Source organism: Psychrobacillus sp. FSL K6-1267 (assembly GCF_038003265.1).
In the GTDB taxonomy this organism is placed as follows: Bacteria; Bacillota; Bacilli; order Bacillales_A; family Planococcaceae; genus Psychrobacillus; species Psychrobacillus faecigallinarum.
In genome coordinates, this window is the sequence record NZ_JBBOOR010000001.1 from 3,224,845 (window position 1) to 3,251,321 (window position 26,477).

General features: G+C 36.4%; 20 protein-coding genes. 10 read left to right on the forward strand and 10 right to left on the reverse strand.

All coding sequences use genetic code 11. The annotated features are described in order from the left end of the window. Nucleotides 1-24: 24 nt before the first annotated feature. Nucleotides 25-1,443, reverse strand: coding sequence for a YfcC family protein (locus MHB55_RS16600; protein ID WP_340863683.1), 1,419 nt, complete (start codon nucleotides 1,441-1,443; stop codon nucleotides 25-27). A 601-nt stretch (nucleotides 1,444-2,044) separates the two neighbouring features. Between MHB55_RS16600 and MHB55_RS16605 the strand changes: the two genes are divergently transcribed. From MHB55_RS16605 to MHB55_RS16620, 4 genes are all read left to right on the forward strand, one after another. Further along, nucleotides 2,045-2,683 carry a GntR family transcriptional regulator gene (locus MHB55_RS16605; RefSeq protein ID WP_340863684.1) on the forward strand — a complete coding sequence of 213 codons (639 nt, stop codon included), beginning with the start codon at nucleotides 2,045-2,047 and terminating at the stop codon, nucleotides 2,681-2,683. 965 nt (nucleotides 2,684-3,648) lie between these two features. Beyond that, nucleotides 3,649-3,906, forward strand: a complete 258-nt coding sequence (locus MHB55_RS16610; RefSeq protein WP_151112998.1) for a hypothetical protein — start codon at nucleotides 3,649-3,651, stop codon at nucleotides 3,904-3,906. Nucleotides 3,907-3,980: 74 nt separating this feature from the next. Then, the gene (locus MHB55_RS16615) at nucleotides 3,981-4,748 is read left to right on the forward strand and encodes a gluconate 2-dehydrogenase subunit 3 family protein (RefSeq protein ID WP_144541739.1); all 768 of its coding nucleotides are present in this window, start codon (nucleotides 3,981-3,983) and stop codon (nucleotides 4,746-4,748) included. Nucleotides 4,749-4,771: 23 nt separating this feature from the next. Further along, nucleotides 4,772-6,496, forward strand: coding sequence for a GMC family oxidoreductase (locus MHB55_RS16620; RefSeq protein ID WP_144541737.1), 1,725 nt, complete (start codon nucleotides 4,772-4,774; stop codon nucleotides 6,494-6,496). A gap of 202 nt (nucleotides 6,497-6,698) precedes the next feature. On the opposite strand, the gene MHB55_RS16625 is transcribed toward MHB55_RS16620, so the two are convergent. The 4 genes from MHB55_RS16625 to chrA form a co-directional block, all read right to left on the reverse strand. Beyond that, nucleotides 6,699-7,952, reverse strand: a complete 1,254-nt coding sequence (locus MHB55_RS16625; RefSeq protein WP_340863685.1) for an MFS transporter — start codon at nucleotides 7,950-7,952, stop codon at nucleotides 6,699-6,701. A gap of 206 nt (nucleotides 7,953-8,158) precedes the next feature. Then, nucleotides 8,159-9,898, reverse strand: a complete 1,740-nt coding sequence (locus tag MHB55_RS16630; protein WP_144541733.1) for an ABC transporter ATP-binding protein — start codon at nucleotides 9,896-9,898, stop codon at nucleotides 8,159-8,161. After that, the gene (locus MHB55_RS16635; RefSeq protein ID WP_144541731.1) at nucleotides 9,895-11,637 is read right to left on the reverse strand and encodes an ABC transporter ATP-binding protein; all 1,743 of its coding nucleotides are present in this window, start codon (nucleotides 11,635-11,637) and stop codon (nucleotides 9,895-9,897) included. The genes MHB55_RS16630 and MHB55_RS16635 overlap by 4 nt, the downstream gene beginning before the upstream one ends. Nucleotides 11,638-12,100: 463 nt before the next feature. Next, complete coding sequence (gene chrA / locus MHB55_RS16640; protein WP_340863686.1) at nucleotides 12,101-13,255, reverse strand: chromate efflux transporter; 1,155 nt, start codon at nucleotides 13,253-13,255, stop codon at nucleotides 12,101-12,103. Nucleotides 13,256-13,472: 217 nt separating this feature from the next. Between chrA and MHB55_RS16645 the strand changes: the two genes are divergently transcribed. Further along, nucleotides 13,473-14,810 (forward strand): hemolysin family protein, encoded by a 1,338-nt coding sequence (locus MHB55_RS16645; protein ID WP_191697585.1) that lies wholly within the window; start codon nucleotides 13,473-13,475, stop codon nucleotides 14,808-14,810. A gap of 258 nt (nucleotides 14,811-15,068) precedes the next feature. On the opposite strand, the gene MHB55_RS16650 is transcribed toward MHB55_RS16645, so the two are convergent. The 4 genes from MHB55_RS16650 to MHB55_RS16665 form a co-directional block, all read right to left on the reverse strand. Then, nucleotides 15,069-15,716: a response regulator gene (locus MHB55_RS16650; protein WP_154310043.1), complete on the reverse strand. Its 648-nt coding sequence runs from the start codon at nucleotides 15,714-15,716 to the stop codon at nucleotides 15,069-15,071. Between the two features lie 11 nt (nucleotides 15,717-15,727). Continuing rightward, nucleotides 15,728-16,843, reverse strand: a complete 1,116-nt coding sequence (locus MHB55_RS16655; RefSeq protein ID WP_144541782.1) for a GAF domain-containing sensor histidine kinase — start codon at nucleotides 16,841-16,843, stop codon at nucleotides 15,728-15,730. A gap of 744 nt (nucleotides 16,844-17,587) precedes the next feature. Beyond that, complete coding sequence (locus MHB55_RS16660; protein WP_340863687.1) at nucleotides 17,588-19,306, reverse strand: phospho-sugar mutase; 1,719 nt, start codon at nucleotides 19,304-19,306, stop codon at nucleotides 17,588-17,590. Between the two features lie 18 nt (nucleotides 19,307-19,324). Further along, nucleotides 19,325-20,866: a carbon-nitrogen hydrolase family protein gene (locus MHB55_RS16665; RefSeq protein WP_144541937.1), complete on the reverse strand. Its 1,542-nt coding sequence runs from the start codon at nucleotides 20,864-20,866 to the stop codon at nucleotides 19,325-19,327. 129 nt (nucleotides 20,867-20,995) lie between these two features. Between MHB55_RS16665 and MHB55_RS16670 the strand changes: the two genes are divergently transcribed. The 5 genes from MHB55_RS16670 (at nucleotide 20,996) to MHB55_RS16690 (ending at nucleotide 25,858) form a co-directional block, all read left to right on the forward strand. Beyond that, on the forward strand, nucleotides 20,996-21,421 hold the full coding sequence (locus MHB55_RS16670) for a disulfide oxidoreductase (protein ID WP_144541935.1): 426 nt from the start codon (nucleotides 20,996-20,998) through the stop codon (nucleotides 21,419-21,421). Between the two features lies 1 nt (nucleotide 21,422). Beyond that, entirely contained in the window at nucleotides 21,423-21,893 is a 471-nt protein-coding gene (locus tag MHB55_RS16675; protein WP_144541933.1) for a thioredoxin family protein, read from the forward strand. Nucleotides 21,894-21,943: 50 nt separating this feature from the next. After that, nucleotides 21,944-22,792 carry an RluA family pseudouridine synthase gene (locus MHB55_RS16680; RefSeq protein WP_225216118.1) on the forward strand — a complete coding sequence of 283 codons (849 nt, stop codon included), beginning with the start codon at nucleotides 21,944-21,946 and terminating at the stop codon, nucleotides 22,790-22,792. A 330-nt stretch (nucleotides 22,793-23,122) separates the two neighbouring features. Continuing rightward, nucleotides 23,123-24,490, forward strand: a complete 1,368-nt coding sequence (gene guaD / locus MHB55_RS16685) for a guanine deaminase (protein WP_340863689.1) — start codon at nucleotides 23,123-23,125, stop codon at nucleotides 24,488-24,490. Between the two features lie 30 nt (nucleotides 24,491-24,520). After that, nucleotides 24,521-25,858, forward strand: coding sequence for a uracil-xanthine permease family protein (locus MHB55_RS16690; protein WP_340863690.1), 1,338 nt, complete (start codon nucleotides 24,521-24,523; stop codon nucleotides 25,856-25,858). A gap of 204 nt (nucleotides 25,859-26,062) precedes the next feature. Here MHB55_RS16690 and MHB55_RS16695 read toward each other — a convergent pair whose 3' ends face one another. Further along, a complete protein-coding gene (locus tag MHB55_RS16695) occupies nucleotides 26,063-26,473 on the reverse strand; it encodes a hypothetical protein (RefSeq protein WP_340863691.1) in 411 nt (136 codons plus the stop codon). Nucleotides 26,474-26,477 lie beyond the last annotated feature (4 nt).

Below are 26,477 nucleotides of genomic sequence, written 5' to 3' on the forward strand. Positions count from 1 at the left end.
CTCCTAAATAACAAACGCACTGCATCAAGCTGGCCAAAAGAAAATATGTGCCACAGTTATAAATATTGCTCCCATTATAAATTGAATCAAAATTAGTGGCCATAGCCAGCGAACCCATTTACCGTAAGAAATCTTAGCCATCGCTAAGGCTGCCAATATAAGTCCGCTAGTTGGTGCGATAATATTCGTGATGCCATCTCCCATTTGGTAAGCTAATACTGCAGTTTGTCTGCTCACACCTAACAAATCTGAAAGAGGCGCCATAATCGGCATAGTTAATGCTGCTTGACCGCTCCCGGACGTAACAATAAGATTTAACACGGTCTGCATGATATACATACCGATTGCTGTTAAGCTTGAAGGAAATTTCTCTACTAAATTAGTAATTCCATATAAGATAGTATCAATGGTGTTACTATCGTTTAAAATGACTAATGCCCCGTAAGCAAAACCAACCACTAATGCCCCTACTACTATTTCTTCGCAGCCTCGAACAAAGGATTTAGTAATCTCATTAAAATTCAATCGATTAATTAAACCTATAACAATTGCCATTATCAAAAATAAAGCTGAAATCTCCGTTATAAACCATCCAAATTTTAATACTCCAAATGCCAGACCCATTAGTGTTAACACTAGAACCCCTATAATAATTCCCTGTGTTTTAGTAATTTTATCCTGTTGCATAGCTTCTATATCAATATTTCGGTTTTTGTCTTCCTCATACATAATACTCTTCGTTGGATCTTTCCTAATTTTATTTGCATAAATCATAACGTACCCAATGGATATAGCCATGAAAGCAACCCAAAAGCCTATACGCGGGCCCATTCCTGAAAAAATTGGAACCTCTGCAATTCCTTGAGCAACCCCTATTGTAAATGGGTTCATGAATGCTGCTGTAAAACCAGCAGATACGCCAACAATAACCATTGCTGCCCCTACAATTGAATCGAATCCCATAACTATTGCAATCGGTACTAAAATCATAATAAAGGGAAGTGCCTCTTCAAACATTCCTACAGCTGCCCCAGCAACTCCAAAAAACATCATCACTACCGGGATAATTAGCATTTCTTTCCCTTTCATTTTAGTAGACAAGGAACCAAATGCACCTTCAATTGCCTTGGACTCTCTAAATAGATTGAATGAGCCAGCCACCATAAAAATAAAGAAAATAATTGGAGCAGCTTGAACCATTCCTTTATGTATAGCATTAAATATATCTAAAAAACCTGCTGGACTTGAATCAATTGTTTGGTAAGAACCATCTACAACAATTGTCCGACCATCCGCATCCTCTACTCGGTCGTATTGCCCTGCTGGAATGAGGTAAGTTAAAGCAGCCATAATAATAACAACTGTAAACAGAATGACAAATGGATGTGGCGCTTCTCTAAATTTTTTCTTTTTAACCGATTCTTCTTTAATAACTGTGGTCATGTCTAATTCCCCTTTAATATAATTTAAATATTCGTTTCTTGAGTAAATGAGCAAAGTTTCTAAGATGGAATTCCAAAATTTTTTGGGGAATAAAGCGATATACATGTACCCATAGTGACAGAAATAATTTATATACTATCCCGTTGGGCAAAACTATTTTAGCCTTAAACCTAGTAAAAGATTTGATCATTTGCTTTTTATAAACTGACTGCAGCTAATCTAATCAAATCGCATCCCTCCTTTTTACACCAAAATTTTACCCTGATGAAATTATGTTATTTTTCAAATTGTACAGAAAATTTGTTTTTTAGTAAAATGAAAAAATTAGGAGATTCTCTAATCTAGTTAGGGCATTTGTTTAAAAAAACATGAACTCCATCAAGCAATAAATATCAAATAAATTCTAATGCTGCTATCTATTAGCCTCGAACAAACACCTTCTTGCATTACTTATAAAAGAAACCTTTCGTGTCAAAGCTACGTAACTCATCGCTATTCTAAAAAAGCAATTTGTAACGGAGGATGTAATATTATTCAAAAAAAATAAATTATAAAGTATAATAGATGTGTATTAATTAAATTAATTTCAAGGGGTTAAGATATGGTTTCCAACAAAATGAATGCACAAAAACTCGCTTATGAGTACATTCAAGAACGTATGCTGGATGGAACTTATAAAGGCGGCATGAAACTCGTAGAAGAACGTCTTGCAGAAGAGATCGGTGTTAGTCGCACACCAATTCGTGAAGCAATTAAAAGACTAGAGCAAGAAGGTTTAATTAAAAATAAACATATCTATAGTCCTTCTGCACAAGATTTAATATACATATATGAGATGCGCATTGTACTAGAAAGTTTTGCAGCAAAAAGAGCAGCGAAAAATATGACAACAGAAAAGTTAATAGAACTCGAGAACACCATAAAGCAATCTCGTAATTCGCTTATGGAAGGGCAGTCAAAAAAAATATACACGGCAAACCAACGCTTTCATGAACTAATTATACATGAATGCCAAAATCCATTAATGATTGAAAGATTAGAAAAAGCTCAGACAATTTTCTATTTGTTTAGCCTAAAGCTTGATATATTTAATCGTCCACATTTAATAGATGAGCATGAAGAAATTTACAATGCAATTAAGAATAAGAATGAACAACTTGCTGGTGAACTCATGACCAAACATTTATATAAAGACATGAATTTTACTCTGGAGATTATTGGCAGAAAAGGACAGTATTAGAGTGATTCAAACTTTAAACGCTTGAATCGCTCTATTAAAGCCAGATATTATTTGAAATGTCTTTGACAATAATATTCAAATGCTTAACTTTATGGAATGGCTCTTTACCTTTAAAATTCTTTACTTCTTAATGAAATATTCTAGTTTAATGTTTCGAGTCCTTCGAAAAATATCTTTATAATGATATTTTAAAATCAATAAGAATTAATGACTATATACGTATAAAAATAGTCTGTTTAATTTACTAAAGGGTCTTCGAAAAAAGAAAGCTTTAATTGAGTGACTTGTTATTGATTACTAAAATCAAATTGATCATTTGGTACATCTAATGTATGTCTGTTGCATTACTGTACCATTGCCAGTCCAAGTTATATTTGCAGTACTTTCTCGATAATTCACCTCTATCGCATTTCCTTTTACAGAGTCGATGTATCTCCGTGAACTATTCTTCTACGGTAACCTATTCACATCATAGGATGCCAATAAACTCCATACCCGGCCAATGCGATAAATACAAACCTAAATCCCTTTAATAATTTTCTATAAAATCTCTTATTCATATTCACAGTTCACTTCTTTATATTCCAAAGCAATAGCCCCCCTTTAAAAGGTTTTTAAGTAACCTTCACCTCTTCCAAATTATCTATTCCTCTAAGAAAATGGCCATTGCAAAAAAAGCTGAGCCATACTCTGGAAATGCGACCTTTACTGGAATAACTTAATTTATTGTCACAGTTATTAAGAATAACTTTTTTTCTTCAAAACATTTCTTTTTAACAATCAATTTGATGATCAAAAATAGTTAATGATTATATATCCTCATATGTATAATTTTTAATGTGTACAAACAACTAAAGATTGTAGTAGAATGAATAATGTTGTTTTGCATACAAAAAAGTTTATTTTGTATGCAAAAATATCTTTTTTAATTAGTGCTAATTATCGCATAAGAAAGGAGAATAAGTATGACGCAGTACAATTTAGAAGAATTGAGGATGCTCAATCAAGTGCTACTTGCCCTTTTTCTCGTAGCTGATTTTGCACTTTTACTCTTTTTTTATAATAGTCCATTCCCTTGGTTTGCCCTAATAGGTTCTGGAATTGGTTTAGCCATCATTGTTTTTTGTTGGGCAGGAAGAAAATACACTATTTTTATAGCTTCATTACTTGTTTTTTCAGCTCTTCATACGATTGTTTATAATTGGAGCTCTATTGTGCATTAAAAGAAGAATAATTTTTGCACTTTTTTTATTTAATTAGTTAAATAAAAAATCATAAATTTATGGGAGGTATTATTATGTCAGAACAAGAAAATAAAAATTCCGTTTTAGACAAACGTTCTTCTAGACGTACGTTTATCAAAAATTCTGGTTTGACGGTTGGTGGTGTTGTTTTAGGTGGAGCTTTAGGAAGTCTTTTAATAAAAGATGATAAATCAACAACTACTGAAACTCATAATCACGCAGCAACGCCTACTGCTAATCCAAATGTAGCTCTAATGTTCTTCACGCCAAACCAATACCAAGTTACTCAAGCAGCTGTGGAACGTATTTTCCCTGAAGATGCAAATGGCCCTGGAGCCAAAGAACTGAACGCTGCTATTTATATTGATCACCAATTGGCTGGTCCATGGGGTTCTAACGTAAAAGATTATCGTTTAGGTGCTTTTTATAAAGCTGAAGAAAACCAAGGTCCACAAACGAAAATTCTACGTAAAGATCTATTTCTAGCTGGTTTAAATAGCTTAAACACCTATAGTAACGAACAATTTGAACTTGACTTTAAAGATTTAGAAGCTACTCAACAAGATGAAGTTCTTCTTGCTTTTAGTGAAGGTAAAGTTGAATTATACGGAAAAGTTTCTTCTTCCCAGTTTTTCAGTTTGCTACGTACATTAACTCTTGAGGGTGTATATGCAGACCCAATGTATGGTGGTAATAATAAAATGGAGGGCTGGAGTATGCGTAAGTATCCAGGTTCTCGTATGCAATACGTGGCTGAAATACAAGATGACAAATTTATCGAACTTGAACCACAAAGTTTAAATTCTCATATGGGACATTAATAATTGAAGGGACTGACATATAAATGGTTACAAAATTACCTAAAGTACCTGTCGTAGTAGTAGGGATGGGATGGGCTGGTGGAATCGTCTCAGCTGAACTAACGAAAGCAGGAATAAGTGTTGTTGGTTTAGAACGGGGTAAAGACCGGACAACAGCTGATTATATAATGGGACATGATGAACTTCGTTACCAACATCGAACAGAGCTAATGCAGGATCTTTCAAAAGAAACGATTACTTATCGTAATACATTATCAGGTAAAGCTTTACCGATGCGTCAATACGGTACATTCATAGTAGGAGACGGAGTTGGTGGTGCAGGTAGTCACTGGAATGGACAAACTTATCGCTTCCTACCCTATGATTTCGAAATTCGTACGAAAACAATTGAGCGTTACGGAATCGATAAAATTCCTGCTTGGATGGAAGGTCTAAGCGACTGGGGTCTAACTTATGATGAGATGGAACCATATTATGATACATTCGAAAAAATGGCTGGTATATCAGGGGAAACAGTAGAACTATGGGGGAAACGTACTAATCCATATCCAACGCCTCCTTTAGTGAAAACACCATTAATGAAAGAATTTGAAAAAGCAACAACAAGCTTAGGATACAAACCTTTTGTTATGCCTGCAGCCAACCTTTCTGAAGCATATACAAATCCAGATGGTATCTCTCGTGGCGCATGCCAATACTGTGCATATTGTGAAAACTTTGGATGTGAATATGGAGCAAAAGGTGACCCTGCTGTAACAGTGATTCCGGTTGCAAAACAAACAGGTAAGCTAGAACTTCGTACACATTCTAATGTTTTAGAGTTAACCAATAATGGTGGCAAAGCAACCGGAGTTATTTACGTTGATATGCTAACGGGAGAAAAATTTGAGCAGCCTGCCGATGTAGTTGTAGTTGCAAGTTATGTATTCAACAATGCTCGTTTACTTCTAAATTCTGGTCTAGGTACTCCTTATGATCCAAAAACAGGTAAAGGAACAATTGGTAAAAACTACTGTTATCAAATAACAGCTGGAGGTTCTCAACTATTCTTTGAGGACAGAGAGTTTAATCTATACGGTGGTGCTGGAGCATTAGGCATGGAGATTGCTGAATATATGGGTGATAACTTTGACCATTCTGAAGTGGACTTCATACACGGTGCTGGCATTCGTTCAACACAATATGGGGACCGTCCAATTGCAGTAAACCGTGTACCTGCTGGAACACCAACCTGGGGTGCGGAGTTTAAAGAAAAATCTATTAAATACGCTAACTCAAACTTCCCAGTTAAAACACAAGGTGCTTCTTTACCACATAAAGAAAATTACCTGGATCTCGACCCAGAATTTAAAGACGAATTTGGATATCCATTACTACGTATGACATATGAGTATACAGATAATGATCGTGCGATGGGTAAATACATGTCAACAATCACGCGCAAAATTGCAGAAGAAATTGGTGCAGATATTATTGATACAAGTGAAGAACAAGCTCCATTTAACGTAAACAAAGATACCAACACACATAACACAGGCGGTGTTATTATGGGTGCTGACCCAGCAACATCTGCTCTTAACACATACCTACAAATGTGGGAAGCTGAAAACGTATTTGTGGTAGGTTCATCTGCATTCCCACATAATAGTTGCTTCAATCCTACTGGCACACTTGGTGCTCTTTCGTATCGTGCATCTGAAGGAATTCAAAAATACCTAAAAGAAGGCGGAATACTAGTTAAAGCATAATAACAGCTAGTTGTACTATAAAAGAGCTCTTGACTCGCATACAATTTGCGATTGATCAGGAGCTTTTTATAAAATGTAAAAGTGTATAGATTTTCTATAAAAAAACGTTTGGGAGAAGAGCTGCCTCCCTCACCTTTAACATTGCCTCATTAAAATAAAAAGAAAAAACAACCTATTGGAAATTTCCATAGGTTGTTTTACTTTATGTACTATCTAGTTTTTTTCTTCCGAATACAATAAAAAAATAAGTGGAGGCGATTAAATACAAAATGCCTGTAATTGTAAATGTATAGGCATAGCCCCAATAGAATCCAAAGGTCATCACTAATCCTGTTGAAATTGACCCTGTGCTGGCCCAACCAACATTAAAGACCATTTGGTTCACGGAGTTCGCCAGCCCTTTATATTTATCTTGGACCAAATCCATCGCTATTGCGCTCTGTATAGGATTTCCAGCATTCATAAGTGCTTGACGCATAAGAAAGGCAATAGAAGCAATTACAAGAGAATTAGTGTAGCCAGTTATAAATAAGAAGGGAATAGATAACAGTTGAAAGATAACTAATGCCTTTACCTTACCCACCCGTTTGACTAAAGCTGGCCCTAGTAGCATAGCTATGGCAGTCATAGCAGAACCTAACGACAAAATAAGACCTATATACGAATTGGATGCTCCAAAACGATTAGAAAAATATAAATTTAAATACGGGATAACCAATCCAGAGCCGGTACCAATTAGTAGATTGGCAAAGCCAAACAATATGATTATCTTTAAATTTTTACGAAAGCCACTTGGCCCTTCTTTACTATCCGCTACCAGGTCAGCAGCCATTTCCTTTTCTTTCACTGTCTGTAATCGTAGGAGTGGCAAGAGACCAAGTGTGAATATAACAGCCCCTAAAATTAAAACGTATTTAATGGAATTGACAACTGAAATATCTCCAAAAGTATGGAGCATATCTGCCATAACCCCTCCACCAAGACTTCCGATAACACCAGCTACCGTCATAAGAGAAAAATGAATGCTAAAGAGATGCATCCGCTCACTCGCTTTGGAGTTCTCCGCCAAAAAAGGAACTCCTGATACTTGGACGAGTGCCATAAAAAGGCCGGTGAAAAAAGCTGCATAGATTAAAGACTGCTCCCCAATCATTAAACTTCGATAAAACAACGTAAAAGAAGCAACGACAGCACCGATAATAATAATTTTCTTTCTTCCAAATCGATCGCTTAAAAATCCAGCAGGGACTAGCATAAGCGCAGAGGCCAAGGAGGTCATTGCAATTATTTTTCCGTTTAATGTTTCAGGATAACCAAGCTCTTTTATGTACAAATTGTACATTACAGAAAAAACACCCATTCCAATCTGGATGAGTACATTCGCTAGCATAAACATTTGGATATTCAGGTTAAACGTTGCAATCTTCTTTTTCCAGTCTGCAAGCCAAGGAATCATATTTAAGACCTCATCTATTTTATTTCGATACACTAAATATACGTTGTACGTTAGAAAAATACAATCTATAAAATATTAATATTTTATAAGTTCTATTTTTTCGGTCGACTTAGATGCCTGGCTCACATAGCTATTTAACAAATAAAAAGTACATTTACTTATGAGCACAGTGATAGCACTAAAAAAAGGGAATACCCCCTCTCGCCTTATGCGTGAGGAGATACTCCTGCTTGTAGCTTATACATTTGTTCATAACGACCTTGTAGTTGCAGCAACTCGTCATGAGTACCACTTTCTACAATTTCACCACGATCTAACACTAAAATACGGTCAGCATTCTTAATAGTAGAAAGTCTATGTGCGATGATGAAGGTAGTTCTTCCTTTTTTCAATACATCCATCGCATGCTGGATAATTTCTTCTGTTTCAGTATCAATATTAGAGGTTGCTTCATCTAGTATTAGAATAGCCGGGTCGAACGCAAGTGCTCTCGCAAAGGATACAAGCTGTCTTTGACCGGATGATAGTGTGCTTCCCTTCTCAATCACCGGTTCATCTAGCCCTTTTTCAAGATTTTTTAATACTCTCTCTCCACCCACAGCTTCTAACGCAGCCTCTACCTTTTCTCGTGAAATACTTGGGTCATTTAAGCTGACATTTGTTTCAATAGTACCTGAGAATAAATATGGGTCCTGTAATACAATTCCCATATGATTACGAATTGTCTGTCTCGGTAGTGAAGTGATATCTATTCCATCTATTAAAATCTTCCCTTTTGTTGGGTCATAAAATCGGAATAACAAATTCATAATAGAGCTTTTTCCCGATCCTGTATGCCCTACTAGGGCAACTGTTTCTCCCTTGTTCGCGACAAAGTTCAAGTTTTTTAATACATAATCATTTTCTTTATAGGCAAAGGATACGTTTTGAAACTCCACATTTCCTTCATATCGTTCCATTCGATTATCTTCTACTTTTTCACCGTTTTCATCCAAAAGCTCAAATACTCTGCTTCCAGCCACAAGTGAACGCTCTAGTTGTGCAAACTGATTTACTATTCCTGTAATCGGATTAAATAACCTAGTCGTATAATCTACGAATGCATAAAGTAAACCGGCAGATACGATTGCACCAGGTTCCATTGACTGGCTCCCAAACACCAAAATAAATAGAGCGAACATGATAGACCGTAGAACCTGGACCAAATTAAAGGATGTAGCAGAATCCAGTTTTAAGAGCTTACGCTGATAATTGTAATGCTCTTCATTCATCTCCTCAAACTCACGATCCATTTGCTTCTCTCGTTTAAAGGCTTGAATGATGGACATGCCTTGAATTGATTCATTTAACATAGCGTTCATATCTGCAATCTTTGTTCGAACAATATGATTATACTGGGATGCATATTTTCGATAAGCAAGCATCCATATATAAACTATTGGTACAACAAACAATGCGATTGCTGCCATTTTTACATCTAATATGAACATTGCTATATAAACTCCAGTAATAGAAATAATACTGGTAGCAAACTGTGATAGTACCTGGACATAAAGATTGCGAATGGCTTCCGTATCATTCGTCACACGAGCTACTACCTTACCTGCAGGCAAGTTATCAAAATACTGTATAGGTAAAGTTTGAATGTGCTGAAAAACATCATTACGAAGCTTCTGAACAACGCGATTCGCTCCAACCTGCAAGTTAATGAACATAAAATATCTAAAAATTGCTGTGACGATACTTAAGCCAAAGAATACTGCTAGGAGCATTAGAATCGGCTCTAGATCGATAGCACCCGATGTAATGTGATCATCAAGGATTTTTTTTGCGATAAAAGGTCCTGTTAAGTCAGCAATTACAGCAATAGTTAGAAAGATTAAACCAAGAACAATTGGTTTTTTATAAAATAACGCATAATGGTAGAGTCGTTTTCCTGTACTCATGACGACACCCCCTCAAGCTGTTGACGATCATATTGTTCCTTGTACCAACCATTTTGCTTTAGAAGTTCCTCATGCGTACCTTGTTCTACAATGATTCCTTCATCTAAAACGATGATTTGGTCGGCATGCTGAATGCCTGACAAACGATGCGTCGTAATAATTGTTGTCTTCCCACTACGTTCATTTTGTATATTTTCAATAATTTTCGCTTCTGTTTTAGCATCCACTGCTGAGAGTGAATCATCTAATAGAAGAATCTCTGGATTTTTAATAAGTGCACGGGCAATCGATACCCTTTGCTTCTGTCCACCAGATAAGGAAACCCCTTTTTCTCCAACCAAAGTCTCTAATCCCATTGGAAGATTCATTAAATCCTGCTGGAAGTGTGCTAAACGAATTGCTTCCTCTAGCTCTTCTTCTGAAGCATTTTCTTTCCCTAGAAGAATATTTTGACGTATCGTTCTGGAGAACAAAACATGATCCTGAGGGACATATCCAATCCAATCTAACACCTGATCCTTTGTTTGCTCTGAAATAGGAATATCCCCAATAGTCAGTTGACCAGCTCCTATTGGATATTCCTTTAATAGTTGCTTCATAAAGGTGGTTTTCCCCGAGCCTGTTTTACCAACAATTCCAAGCGTTTGACCTCTTTGTAGGTTCACACGGATATTTTCTAAATTTTTCACCTGAGACAATGGGTATTGAAAGCCCACCTCATCAAAACCGATAGACGTAACATCTTTTAGTTTGACTGGAGCAGTTGGGTCCTTGACATCCGCGTCGTAGTCCAACGTTTCCTGTACTCGATCAAGCGAGGCATTTCCTCTTTGCATAACATTTATCAGTTCACCGATAGCAAACATTGGCCAAATAGCCATACCAAGATATACGTTAAAGGTGATTAGATTTCCTACTGTCATTTCACCCTTAGAGACTAGATAAGCACCATATCCAAGTGCAACTACATAACTAATCCCCGTACCTACCTTAGTGATTGGTCCGAACAATGCATCAATGCGCTCTACTACCATGTTTTTTTGGTAAACCTCTTCACTCATGTCAGCAAAGTTCTTCTCATCGGCACGTTCTTGGACGTACGCACGAATTACTCTTACACCAGCGATAGACTCTAACACACGGTCATTTAAATCACCAAATGCATCCTGTGCAATCATATACTTTTCATGGATAATCTTACCTAAATATTGCATTATAAGTGCAAGAATTGGTATAGGTAATAGCGCAAAAAAAGTAAGCTTCCATGAAATAAGAAAACCCATTGCTAAGATAAGTGCTGCCATGTACATTGTCGAATCTATTAAGGTCATAATTCCAAAGCCGGCTGTAGTTGCTACTGCATTTAAATCATTTGTAGCACGGGCCATTAAGTCACCTGTACGATTTTTCTCGTAAAATGTCGGTGTCATGCTTAAAAACTTACGATTCAACTTAGTGCGTAAAATACGCTCAATAGAAATAGAACCACCAAATAATTGATACTGCCAAACATAATTCAAGATATATCCAACAATAATGATGCCTACAAAATAAATTACATATTTCAATAATAAGTCACTATTCATATTGCCTAGCGTAATCGTATCAATCGCTCTTCCTACTAGCCAAGGAGGCAAAATTTCAAATGCACTCGCAATGATTAGCACACCGACAGCGACTGTGTATCTTTTCCAATGATCTTTAAAAAACCACTTTAACTTAAATAATACTGAAAACATTCGTTTGTCCCTCTTTTCTTTCCTTTACATTTTTCGGCTATCCACCTTCAAGAGATTCCTTTATTAAGATTTGCTTTGCTCGTTGAATAATCATATTCAACACTCCCCCCTCATTTTATACACCAAAATTTGGAAATAATAGACACAAAAAAAGTGCATTACCCATGATACGGTAATGCACTTTAAAATAGACATAGTAATATTATGCTATTAAACAGTCATTTAGCGTCAAATGGTAGGTATGAACAAGCTATAAAATTATTTGCGATATCTTTTAAACGAATCATTATTCATACCTCCATTTCAAAATTATTTAGTGTCACTTAATATTATCTCAATAAAAGTTTCGTTGTCAATACATTTCGAAAAAATAGACAATTAAAATCATTCATGCTAATGAAGTATAGTCCATCTTTTCAGGATATTAAGCAGTAGGCACACGTGCATAAGAATCTTAACTCTGTTAAATAATATGAAAAACAAACCCTAAAAATGCACTTAAAATTACTACTTTATATGGAGCCCATTTATAAATTACTAATAGAGTAATAGTGATCAATACAATTATAAAATCAGATGTTTCCTTTACAGCACTTGTAAAAACTGGATCATATAATGCAGCCAGAAGAATTCCAACAACCGCCGCATTTATACCTTTTAACGCATTTTGAATCCCTTTTTTGTTCCGTATAATCGACCAAAAAGGCAAAATACCGATTACCAAAAGAAACGATGGTAAAAAAATAGCGAAGGTTGCCAACAAGGCACCTGGAATTCCGGCAGTTGCATGTCCAAGGAAACTAGCGATTGTAAACAATGGTCCGGGTACTGCCTGTGCTGCCCCATATCCAGCCAAAAACACATCAGGAGAAAGCTCAACTTCTCGTTGAAGCATAGGAAGGACGACATGCCCTCCCCCAAACACTAAAGAGCCTACACGATAATAAGTGTCAAAAATAGAATAATAAACAGAATGGGTAAAAGGTTTTAGCAAGGGCAGAAAAATAAGAAGCCCAAAAAACAATAGCCAAGCAAATATGCTAGTTTTTTTTCCAAACGGAAGCACTATATTTGTATCAGTCTCATTACTATCTGAGCGAAAACATATATACCCAAACACCCCTGCCCCAATTAGAATGCTAAATTGTCCTACTATAGTTGGGATAAGTAAAGTTAAGATGGCACATGATATTGCAATAGAAATTCTTATACGATCTGGTGCCAGTGACTTTTGCATTCCAATTAAAGCATGAGCAACAATAGTAACAGCAACAATTTTCAAGCCCTGTAACCAACCACTATCGAATGAGCCAGTAGAAGATAGAAGTGCAGAAAATAGTACAAGCAATAGGACAGAAGGTAACGTAAAACCTAAAAAAGAAACGATTCCTCCAATTAGACCACCTCGCATAATTCCGATGGCTATGCCCACTTGAGAGGATGCGGGCCCAGGCAGGAACTGACAAACTGCTACAATATCTGCATACAGCTTCTCGTCAAGCCATTTTCTTTTCAGCACATATTCTTCCCGAAAATATCCAAGATGAGCTGCCGGACCTCCGAAAGATGTAAGTCCTAGCTTTGTTGAAGTCTTTGCTATTTCAATATACTTTTTCATTGTTTTTTACACTCCTCCCCAGCCTAAAAAATTATTCATGTAATAGGAAATATACACTTCAAGATTACAGTTGGGATAATAAAGTTTCAACATAAAGAATAAAGATTTGTAATTTCTTTTTATATATTTTATTATTAAACCTAGAAACTATTTTTTAGAAAACAGGAGGTGTACACTTTGTTCTACCCCTCATTTGGGTTAGGGACAAAGTAATTATTTGGACATAGCCATACGGTTGACAGCATTTGCTGTCTTAATCGCACTCACTGCATTTTTCGTTGCAAGTGAATTCGCAATAGTAAAAGTAAGAACAACAAGAATCGATCAGCTTTTAGCTGAGGGAAACAAGAAAGCTATAAATGCTAAGAAGGTTGTTTCTAATTTGGATGAATACCTATCTGCTTGTCAGCTTGGTATTACCATCACCGCATTAGGATTAGGGTGGTTGGGAGAGCCTACTATAGAAAGAATATTACATCCAGCATTTGAGTATTTTGAGCTTCCTGAAAGTGTTTCTTCCATACTTTCATTTATCATTGCATTCTCATTAGTAACATTCATACATGTAGTAGTTGGAGAATTAACCCCTAAAACATTTGCTATACAACGATCTGAACAGATTACATTGGCAGTTGCCAAGCCTCTAGTCATCTTTGATAAAGTTATGTATCCTGTAATCCATGGAATGAATGGATCTGCACGTTTCTTAGCAACCAAGGTGTTTGGATTAGAGCCTGTTTCAGAATCAGAAGTAGCCCATTCAGAGGAAGAATTGCGTATGATTCTTTCCGATAGTTTTAAAGGTGGAGAAATCAATCAAGCAGAATATAAGTATGTAAATAAAATCTTTGAATTTGATGATCGCATAGCGAAGGAAATTATGGTACCTAGAACTGAAATTACTTCTATTGATAAGGATTTAACTCTTAGTGAAGTATTTGAAGTAGTAGGCGTCGAACAATTTACAAGATATCCTGTAACTGACGGAGACAAAGACCATATCATTGGACTAGTTAATATGAAAAATCTTTTAACTGCCTTCATACGTGATCCTGCAAATGCCTCTACTCCAGTAGCAGACTATATGCAACCAATTATTCGAGTGATTGAAAACATGCCTATCGCTGATTTATTACTTAAAATCCAACGTGAACGTATTCATATGGCCATCTTAATGGATGAATACGGTGGTACTTCTGGTCTTGTCACGATTGAAGATATCATTGAGGAAATCGTAGGTGATATCCGCGATGAGTTTGATACAGATGAGCTACCTGAGGTTCAGAAGGTTGCAGAAAACCATTATATAATTGACGCTAAAATGTTAATTGAAAGTTTAAATGACTTACTCAATATTAATATCGATGAAGAAGATATTGATACTATTGGTGGGTGGTTTATGACAAAAAGCTACGATGCTGTAAGTGGTGAAAAGCTCCTGGAACAGGGGTACGAATTTACTGTCAAAGAAATCGACGGACATCATATTCAATACTTAGAAGTTGTAAAAGCTCCTGATGAACAAGAGGAGCAAGAAGAATCCATAGAAGAATAAATAATACACCATAAAATAGAGGCTGGGACAAAACCTGCCTTATAAATTCAAGAGTACCAGAAATTTACCTGTTAGTAAATTTCTAGTACTCTTTTCTACTACATAGTCGGTGTTCTCCTGATGCACGGGTCGAGCCTGTAGTCTGAATCAATTTCATAATTACTATTAACGATAGAAAAAAATTAATAGTTAAAAGGAGTGCTGTGATAATTACAGCACTCCTTTCTTCTCATAACATATTCTTTGGAAATTGTCCTCTCATTGACCACTTGACTCAGTCAAACCATGCTTAACTGCATATAATGCAGCCTGAGTACGGTCTTGGACCTGTAGCTTTGCAAAAATATTGGAAATATGGGTTTTTACTGTTTTCTCAGTCACAAACAACGAAGAAGCAATCTCACGGTTACTTTTACCTTTTGTTAGCTCGGCTAGCACATCCTGTTCCCTTGGAGTTAGAGGATATTCCTCATGCGGCAGCACTTCTCTTGGCTCATTTTCTTTTTCCATTTGACTAGTTGCCTCTGGGTGGATAGTGTTTTCACCACGCATTAATTTCCTAATAGCCTCTGCTAAATCGTCCGGCTCGATATCCTTTAGCTGATATCCTGATGCTCCTGCTTTTAAAGCTGGTATCACATGATCCCTGTCAGAAAAACTTGTTAGCATTAGTATTTGAATAGAAGGATACTTTACTTTAATTCTTTTGGTAGCTTGAATGCCATCCATTTCCGGCATAACTAAATCCATTAAAATTATGTCCGGCTTCAACGTTTCTGTCAGTTCTACAGCTTCTTTTCCATTAGTTGCTTCCCCTACTATATCCATATCTTTTTGTGTTTTCAAAAAGAACATTAATCCTCGTCTAACTACGTGATGGTCATCAGCTATTAATACTCTGATCATCTTTATCCCCCCTAATAAGGTAATCGGACTAAAATTTCTGTCCCTTTGTTTGCTTCAGTCACCCAGTCCACTGTGCCACTGACAGAGTTTGCGCGATCCTTCATGCTTTGTAATCCAATAGAAGGAAGCATTCTTAAATCTTTCATATGGAATCCGCATCCCTCATCCTTTACGACCAATAAAACATCTGTAGAGGTAACCGTCACATAAATTTCCGCTTTTAATACCCCTGAATGTTTACGAATATTATTTAATGCTTCTTGGGCAATTCGAAATAATGTTTCCTCAATTTTTGCTGGGAGGTTGATAACCCCCTTCACTTGAATATTTAGGGTTAAACCCAGTATGTCTCCATAGCCCTTTAACCCTTCTATTATTCCAGTTTCTAATCCCCTCGGGCGGAGCTGCCAAATAAGTGCGCGCATTTCAGTTAATGCTTCCTGGGTTAAATATTGAATCTCTTTAAATGTTCCCTTTACCTCAGGCTGTTCTGTCATTTCTATACCACCACGAGCAGTCAAGGTTACCGAAAAAAGCAATTGGTTTACAGAATCATGTAAATCTCGAGCTAATCTATTTCTTTCTTGCACTAGAGCTACCTGTTGCTCCTGCTTTGTCAGCAAAATTCGTTTAATCGCTGAGCCTATTTGAAAAGCGACCGATTCTAATAGAGCTAACTCCCCATCCTCAAAGCGGACTGTATTGGCTGTAGCAACATTTAATAGTCCAAAACGTTCCTGTCCAGATTGTAAAGGAACCGTAGCATGATGTGTAATCTCTTCTTCAATAACCTCTTTAGTTTTATTAGCATTTTCAATCCGTTGACATTCGATGATATTAGAGGCTTTTTTCAACTCTCCATTTCGAAATCTAGAAACACACCAACAGCCACCCTTTTGTAGGTGACGACAGTTATTTTGTTCTAAAGTATTCGGGAGATTTTCATGAGCAATTAACTCCTGCTTTCCTTTTTCTCCAATAAAAAAAATCCAGCCGGTCTCAAAAATGGTACCCTCCAATAACTTTCGAAGTGCTCCCTGTAGCATTTGTTCCATTTCTGTCTCTTCATTTAAAAGTTCTGCTATTTCCTTCAACAGTTCTATATTGGAAAGTTCCTTCGATTGCATTTCAATTCCTCCATCTAACCTACCTGTTATATTCATCTTATCATGGAAAAGGTCTACCTATAAATAATAGAAGCATCATACTTTTGACTGAAAATAAGAATAGAGCGAGCAACTATGCCTCCCAACAAGCAACTGGTAAGACATAAGCAGAATACTAAACAGGTCGGAGAAGATAATATTTCGTTTGGCAAAAATAACAATCTATTCTATGAAAAATCTACCGGTAGCCTTAATATCTTTTAAAAAGATAAATTCTGGAGTTAAATTCATCTCCTAATGACTTTCTCATTAACTATTTAACATTTGATAGAAGTGGCAGGCGGCGACTCCGGTGGGACGAGTGAGAAAGATAAGACATCACAAAACGACGCGCAAGCGACGGCGATGGCTTATCGCTCACCCCACGGAACGCGTCCACCGAGAGAGGAAATCAGCCATCACTTGTTAATCAAATAATCAAAGTGAAAAGTATTTTATTAATAACTTTAAATAATTGAGTTAATTTTATCTATATGCCTACTACAAAACTTATGATTGGAGCGGCAGGCGGTGACTCCTGTGGGATGAGTGAGACAGATAAGCCATCACAAACGACGCGCAAGCGACGGTGATGGCTTATCGCTCACCCCACGGAAAGCGCCCGCCAAGAGCGTAAATCAACCATCTAAAGTGCATGACTTTCATGTAAATATATAATTGTTTGCTAAAAAAAGGCACTGAATAAAATAATTCAGCGCCTTGTCTCTACTCTAAATATTGATTTAAATTACTCGAAAATGATTCTTTAATCGCTTCAAGCTTTTGCTTACTTTCCTCTGCAGATTCACTTATTACCCCAAAATAATATTTTACTTTAGGCTCAGTACCGCTAGGTCGTACACAAACCCAGGAACCATCCGCCAAAAAGTATTTCAACACATTAGAAGATGGCAATAAAATCTGTTCTTGCTCTCTGCCGTCTGTAAATGTTCTTATAGATGATAAATAATCTTCTTGAGACAACACCTCTATACCTGCAATTTCCTTTATAGGGTTCACTCTTATTTGCTCCAGTAGATTAGCAATTGCCTTTGCACCGCTTATCCCTTTTTTTGTAACTGACACTAAGCCTTCTAGATAATAGCCATGTCTTTCATAAAGATTGTTTAAGACATCTACTAATGTCAGCCCTTGCTGTTTATAGTAGGCAGCTGCTTCAACTAATACCAATACACTTTGTACAGCATCCTTGTCTCGTGCGAAGTCCTTCACTAAATAGCCATAGCTCTCTTCATAGCCAAATAGAAATTCAAATTCCTTCGTTTCCTCATAGTTTTTAATTTTCTCTCCGATAAATTTGAAGCCAGTCAACACGTCCTCTGTACTTGCTCCGTAGTACTCAGCGATTACTCTGCCTAAATCGGATGTAACTATCGTTTTAAACACTCGACCGTTTGCAGGCATCGTCCCTTTTTCCTTGCGCATCATCAATAAGTATTCTATTAAGATAGCACCGGTTTGGTTGCCTGTTAGAAGCTTATAGCCACTATCAGTCTTAACCGCTGCTCCCACTCTGTCTCCGTCAGGATCTACAGCGATTAGTAAATCTGCACCATGCTTTTCACCATATTGGATAGCATATTCAAATGCACTTTTCTCTTCCGGGTTAGGAGAAACAACGGTTGGAAATTCTCCATTTGGTTCCATTTGTTCATTCACATAAAAGATATGCTGATAGCCTGCTTCGCTTAAAATTCGCTGGACTGTCTCCCCAGAAGCACCATGTAAGGGAGTAAAGACTACCTTTAAATCTGTTTTTTGAGCAAGAGTTGAATTCTCTTGGACAGTTTTTAGAGCATCTATGTAAGAAGCATCTATGCTTTCGTCTAAATAAACGATGAGCTCCTCATTGACTTCATCATTTTTAATAGATAGTGCATCTCCTGCTTTTTTTACATATTCTATTACCGAATCTGCATCCAATAAATTTAATTGTGCACCGTCTTGTCCATATACCTTGTAACCGTTATATTCTGGTGGATTATGACTCGCTGTAATTACAATTCCCATATAGGCATTTAGCTCTCTAACCGAAAAAGATAGCTGCGGGGTTGTTCTAGGCTCCGTATATACATAGGCCTTTACCCCTCCAGCAGCTAGTGTTCGAGCTGCTTCCTTGGCAAATTCGGGTGAAAATCTTCGACTGTCATAGGCAATCACTACACCGCGATTCATTGCCTCTGTCCCAGCCACTTTTATGTATTCCACTAAACCAGTAGTAGCCTTGCGAACCGTATAATTATTTATACGGTTCGTTCCAGCTCCTATTTCTCCCCTCATTCCACCAGTACCAAATTCTAAATCACGATAAAAAGCATCCTCTTGTCTTTTTTCATCATTTGCTAAAAGCTTGAGGTCGTCCTTCCATACAGCTTCCATTTCATTTACATTATTCCACTGCTCGAAGAGTTTTTTATAGGACATATATCTCTGCTCCATCCATCATTTTTTATAATCTATACTGTATACATCATGTCGACGATCTTTTAAATGCTTCACGGTGCCGTCTTGACGCTGTCTTCTTAAAATTTCTAAATCTACGTCTCCGATTAAAACCATTTCCACATTAGGCTCTGTTTCCCCAACAATCCCGTCACGAGCAAATTCAAAGTCTGAAGGTGCAAATATTGCTGATTGAGCATACTGAATATCCATATTCTCTGTTTGCGGTAAATTTCCTACAGTCCCAGAGATTACTGTATAGATTTGATTTTCAATAGCGCGCGCCTGTGCACAATATCGTACTCTTAAATAGCCCTGGCGATCTTCTGTACAAAATGGAGTGAAAATAATATTTGCTCCCATATCTGTCGCAATTCTCGCAAGTTCAGGAAATTCAATATCATAGCATATTTGAATTGCAATCTTCCCACAGTCTGTATCAAATACTTGAACAGAATCTCCAGCACTGATTCCCCACCATTTTCTTTCGTTAGGAGTAATATGAATTTTATATTGCTTATCAATAGATCCATCACGGTGGAATAAGTATGCAATATTATAGATTTCCTCATTTTCTTCTTCAACAAAATGAGATCCTGCAATAATATTAATGTTATATCTTACCGCAAGATCAGAGAAAAGTTCCATATATTGAGGAGTGTACTCTGTTAACTTTCGTACAGCTTGACTAGGCGACTGTTCGTCTAAAAAAGACATTAGCTGTGTTGTAAAGATTTCCGGAAATACAACAAAGTCAGATTGAGCATCAGAAGCAACATCTACAAAGTATTCACATTGGTTAGCAAATTCCTCAAAAGAGTTAATCTTCCGCATCATATACTGAACTGCGCAAATACGTACTGGATAGCTCGTCTTAAAGTGACGCTTAGACAGAGGAATATAATCGACATTATTCCATTCCATTAAAGTTGCATATTTAGCAGAAGCAACATCATCTGGTAAATAGTTTGGATTAATACGCATTAGCGTAAACCCATTCATAAGCTGGAATGTTAAAACTGGATCATATATTTTATGTCGTGATACGGCTGTTACGTATTCTCTAGGTGACATTTCATCTGCATGCTTGTGATAATACGGTATACGGCCACCAATTATGATAGATTTTAAATTGAATTGGCGAGCAATATCCTTTCTACCTTCGTATAGTCTCTGCCCTACTTTCATGCGTCGATAATTAGGATGCACCATTACTTCAATACCGTACAAATTGTATCCGTCGGGATTATGATTTGTGATGTACCCCTCATCCGTCACATCAGACCAAGAGTGACGATCATCGTACTCATCAAAATTTATAATAAGACTTGAACAGGAGCCAATGACTTTACCGTCTAATTCGGCTACTAACTGCCCTTCTGGAAAAATGGTTAAATGACTTTTTAAATGTTCAACCTTCCATGGCTCCATACCTGGAAAACAAAAACTAGATATTTCTAATATAGAATCTATATCTGAGAAAGTCATTTCTCTTATAATCATACTTTTTTCAAACTGTGACAAATCAAATTCTTCCGACATTTTACCGCTCCTCTTTTAAATGCTATGTTTCATTATATAACTCTTTGTGTCACATATAAAATATTTTACATGCCCTTTCCAAACGCTTATAATTTAATTTGAGTTCAAAGCATTTCAAAGGAGCATACTATGACAAAGAAAATCGAAAATATTATGTTATTCATGTGGTCTGTAGCTTTTGTTGCAACACTTGGTTCCTTGTATTTTTCAGAGATACGACAATACGAGCCATGCGAGTTATGCTGGTATCAAAGGATTCTCATGTATCCTCTAGTGATTATACTAGGTATAGCTATTTTACAAAAAAATGTTAAAATTGCCGCCACTACACTTACATTTTCTATAATAGGATTATGCTTTTCTATTTATCATTATAGTCTTCAAAAGTTGGCTTTTTTACAAGACGTAGCTCCAGCTTGCGGAAGAGTACCTTGTACTGGGGAATATATAAATGTATTCGGCTTCATCACTATCCCGTTTTTAGCATTGGTAGCGTTTCTGTTAATAGCAATTAGTAGCTTAGTTATTTTAAAGAGTATCAAGGAGGACAAGTAATATGAAGAAAATCGCCATTATCGGTGGAGTAATAGTATTAGTTTTTGTACTAATTTTTGTTTTAAACAGTCAAAAAAATAAAAATGCTTTAGAGGACAATCCTTATGAGACAGATAATCTAAAGCAATCTACAATTGACTTACTCGATGATCCAAACTATCAAAACATTATTTTACCAAAGGATCTAAATGAAAAGATTGAAAAGGGTGAAACCTTTACGGTCTACTTCTTCAGTCCAGAATGCTCACACTGTAAGGAAATGACACCAAGATTAACACCACTTGCTGAGGAAAATAATGTTGAGATATTCAAATACAATATTTTAGAGTATGAACAAGGTTGGGATGATTTTAATATCGAAGGTACACCTACTTTAGTTCATTTTGAAAATGGAAAAGAAGTAGCTCGTATGCCAAATGCTCAGCCAAACGAAAATATTCAAGCATTCTTTGATCAAGTTGTATTAAAATAAAGAAAAAGGTCATGTCTAATTGGCATGACCTTTTTTAAAGGAGAGAGATTATGCAACATATACTTACTTATACAGTACAAGAGGACGGCTTGACTATTGATCAGCTTCTTCAAACTAAATGGAAACTCGGTAAGAAGCTTATTCACGAGTTACGCATGCAAAAAGCAGTAACCGATCAAGATGGGGAACTCTTACAATGGAAATTACCTCAACAGAAGGGAAATGTTTTAAATTTCAAATGGGAAGCAGAATCCTCTAAATATCTCCCATCCGATCAAATACCATTATATGTAGCATATGAGGACGACTATATATTAATCGTTTCAAAGCCACGAGGGGTTGCAACACATCCAAATGAACAAGGACAAAATCATACTTTGATGAATACTGTTAGCCACTATTTACAAAGCAAGGGACATCAATATGGTGAGCATGTTCATCGAATTGATGAAGGTACAAAAGGATTGGTAGTAGTTGCAAAAAATCCAATCGTTAAAGGGATGCTAGATCGAATGATCGAACAAAAGGAAATTGTACGTACTTATGAAGCGATTGTGGAAGGACAGATGAAGAGCAATCATGGAACGATTCGTGCAGCAATAGGCACTGATCGTCATCATCCTACTAGAAGACGTGTATCTCCTTCTGGACAATTAGCCATCACTCACTATGAAGTAGTAGGTAGAGATGAACAATTTACAAAGGTTCATGCTATTTTAGAGACGGGTCGCACTCATCAAATTCGTGTACATTTAGCCCATCTAGGACATCCAATTGTCGGTGATGATTTATATGGAGCAAAAAAATCACCTACCAAAACGTATGAATTACATGCATTCAAAGTACAGTTCAAGCATCCTATTACAGGACAAATGATTATTGCTGAGGATAAACGCTAAAAGATTATCCTCTTATATACTAACTATCATACAAAAACATCCAATTGAAATAATTGGGTGTTTTTTTAGTTAAGAAAAATATAGTTGAATAACTTCATATTTCCTTATTCATCTTTATAAACGAACAAGATCTTTACACTTTCACTGATTAAAGTTTAATTGATTTCCTCTTTTTGAATTAACTATCTCATTTTCCAACAGAATCGCCGTCTATCTGCTCACAAAAGAAAAACCCCAATAGCCATCGTTCGGTTTGTGTAGACATTTACTTAATACCCTAATATAATATGATTATAAAAATTAAAAAACACGAACATTAAGGTGGTTTATATGTTAAATTATTCGATGGTTTTCCAAGGTACAGCTTTTACTAGCAGCACACCAAAGGAAGTAAAAATTCTTAAAGACAATCTGTTTTGTATAAATGGAGAAGGGTTAATTGAACGGATAGTATCTCCTGCAAATCCTGAATATCAAGCCATATTAGATACTTATCTACATAAAGAAAATTTTCATCGTCTAGAAGAAGGACAATATATTCTACCTGGGTTTGTTGATCTTCATGTTCATGCTCCACAATGGGCACAGGCAGGAACTGCATTAGACCTCCCTTTATATGATTGGTTAAACAGCTATACGTTTCCGATCGAATCCAAGTTTGCAGATTTGAATTTTGCTAAAAATGTGTATGAGGAAGTGGTACATACCTTATTAGCGAACGGTACAACAACCGCTTTATATTTCGCTACAGTACACAAGGAAGCAAGTATTTTATTGGCAGAAATTTGTGCTCAAAAAGGACAGCGTGGCTTAGTTGGAAAAGTTGTCATGGACAATCCAGATCAGACTCCTAATTATTATCGTGATGTTAATACCCTAACTGCCCTAACAGATACAGAGGAATTTATCATAGCCGTTAAGGAGTTAGGAGAGAAAACAAAACAAGGAGTGTATCCAGTCGTGACGCCTCGTTTTATACCAAGCTGTACAAATGAAGCTTTAAAGGGCTTAGGAGAATTAGCAGTAAAATATGATACTCATATTCAATCGCATTGCAGTGAAAGTGACTGGGAGCATGGCTATGTTCAGGATCGTTTTCAAAAAAATGACGCATATGCCTTACATGATTTTGGTCTTTTAACCGAGAAATCGGTTATGGCACATTGTAATTTTCTTGATGATGCTGATGCAGATCTTTTTGCACAAACTGGTACCGCGGTAGCGCATTGCCCTGTATCCAATGCCTATTTTGCAAACAGTGTTATACCTATAGCACATCTACATTCTAAGAAAGTAGAGATTGGATTGGGCTCTGATATTTCGGGAGGCTTTTCTCCTAGCCTATTCGATAATGCTCGTCAGGCAGTAATTTCTTCTAGAATGCTAGAGGATGGAGTGGACAAAAAACTTCCGCCAACAAAACGTGGTGTTCCAAACTCACGTATTACTATTAATGAAGCATTTTACCTTGCCACGGCCGGAGGTGGCGAAAGCTTAAGTCTTCCAATAGGGCGTATTCAAGAAAAATATACATGGGATATTCAAATTATAGATACAAAGCTTCCGACAGCAAAGCTTCCTCTATTTGAAGAAAAAGAGAGTCTAGAAGATATCTTCCAAAAAATAATGTACCTTGTCCGTCCAGAAAACATTCAAGAAGTATGGGTACAAGGCGAAAAGGTACATTCTCGAAAATAGTAATCTCAAAAATATTTGGAGGGTTTTCCAGTGAATTTAAAAGAAGACAATAACGCACAACGACTAACCGTATTACCTGATGAAAAAGTATCTTTTGGACAATCTACATTACTAGGATTACAGCATGTGTTGGCAATGGATATTTATGTAGTTCCATTCCTTGTTGCATTATTAATCGGATTATCCTCTGACCAGTCAACTGCTTTAATCCAATCTACCTTTATAGCAGCAGGAATTGCGACCATTATCCAAACATCTTTTTGTATGAAGCTACCAATCGCTCAAGGGCCTTCTTATGTTCCTCTAGGAGCCATCGTTGGGATTTACGGAGCGAGTGGTAGTGGTTCACTGGGATGGAGCTCTGTTTTAGGGGCAAGTTTAATCGGTGCTGCATTAGTTATACTTTTAGGCTTTACGGGACTATTCAACAAAATTGTAAAGATATTCATTCCTCCATTAGTAGGTGGTACGATCATATTCGTTGTCGGTCTTTCCCTAATGCCCGTAGCGATTAATGATAATATATACAATGGGGTAGGAGCTACCGTCAATCAAAATGTCTTTTTGGCAATTATTACTGCATCTGTTTTAATCCTTTGCGTTATGCTTAGCTCATTATTACAAAATAAGGGGCGTATTTTTAAAATCACTTCCGTTATTATTGCATTAGCAGTTGGATGCTTGGCAGCAAATGCTATGGGAGTTTTGGATTTGTCAGCTGTTAGCCAAGCCAGCTGGTTTAGCTTACCGCAAATACCTTTTGTAGATTTCGGTTTTTCCTTCAACCTTTCTGCTATTATAACAATGATTATTATATATATTGTATTGATGGCTGAAACTACTGGAACATGGTTTGCTATCAGTAATGTAATCGATGAGCCCTTAACAGATAACCAAATAAACAAAGGTGTTATCGGAGAAGGTCTTGGCTGTTTCGTAGCATCCTTGTTAGGTTCTACACCAGTAACTGGTTATTCAACAAATGCAGGCGTCATTTCTATCACTGGAATTGCAAGTCGTCGAGTATTTGTTGCTGTAGGTTTTTGGTTCGTTTTATTTGGATTTTCTAGCAAGCTCGCTGCTTTAATAGCATCTATTCCTTCTGCAGTAATTGGTGGCGTGTTTATAATTATATGTGGAATTATTGCTATAAATGGTTTACAGGTAATACGCAATATTTCTTTTGGTGAAAAAGAAATGTATGTAGTTGCCATCCCAATGATTGTGACTTTAGCTTTAACACTTATTCCTGATGAATTTCTATATTCATTACCCTCTACTATGCAATACATGTTCAGTTCTCCAATTGCAGTTGCATCACTTCTTGCAATTATATTGAATAAAATATTACCTAGTGGAAAACAATAAGAGGAACCGCTTAGTATAACAGATGCTTTCCCTTCATTTACATAAGATTTTTCCCAATGTAATAGTAGTAAAAAAAATGGTCATTACTGATATTCCCCTCAGTAATGACCATTTTTTATATACATTTAAAATTGTCTAGTTCTGATCCTGTGCGCTAATTTTGATTGATTCATCAAAGCTTTGCATAACAATGATAATACGATTTTAATCTATTTCTATAATTATTGGTTCATATACTGAAATTATATTTACTATATGTTCAATACAATGTAATGAGTAATGTACAAGTGTACCATTTGGAAAATACGAATTATCTTTTGGAAGAGAGCTTAATAAATTTGACCTTTTATAAATAACGAAGGAATCACCTTGAAATTCCTCCTTATTATTCCAACGTGTATAGTCATCGTAGATAACGGAATACGTTATATAGTTTTTAAAATCAATTTGTAACCTCGTCACCTTGCTATCTGGGTGTGGATAAATAAGTAAGTCTGTTGGATTCTTACTTTGATTTAATATTATTCTAAGCCGAACTTCATCTTTTCGAGGTTCGGAAATACTCTCAAAAGAAATATGATATCCTTCTTCTTTCGTCAGCTCATCAAAGGACATTTGG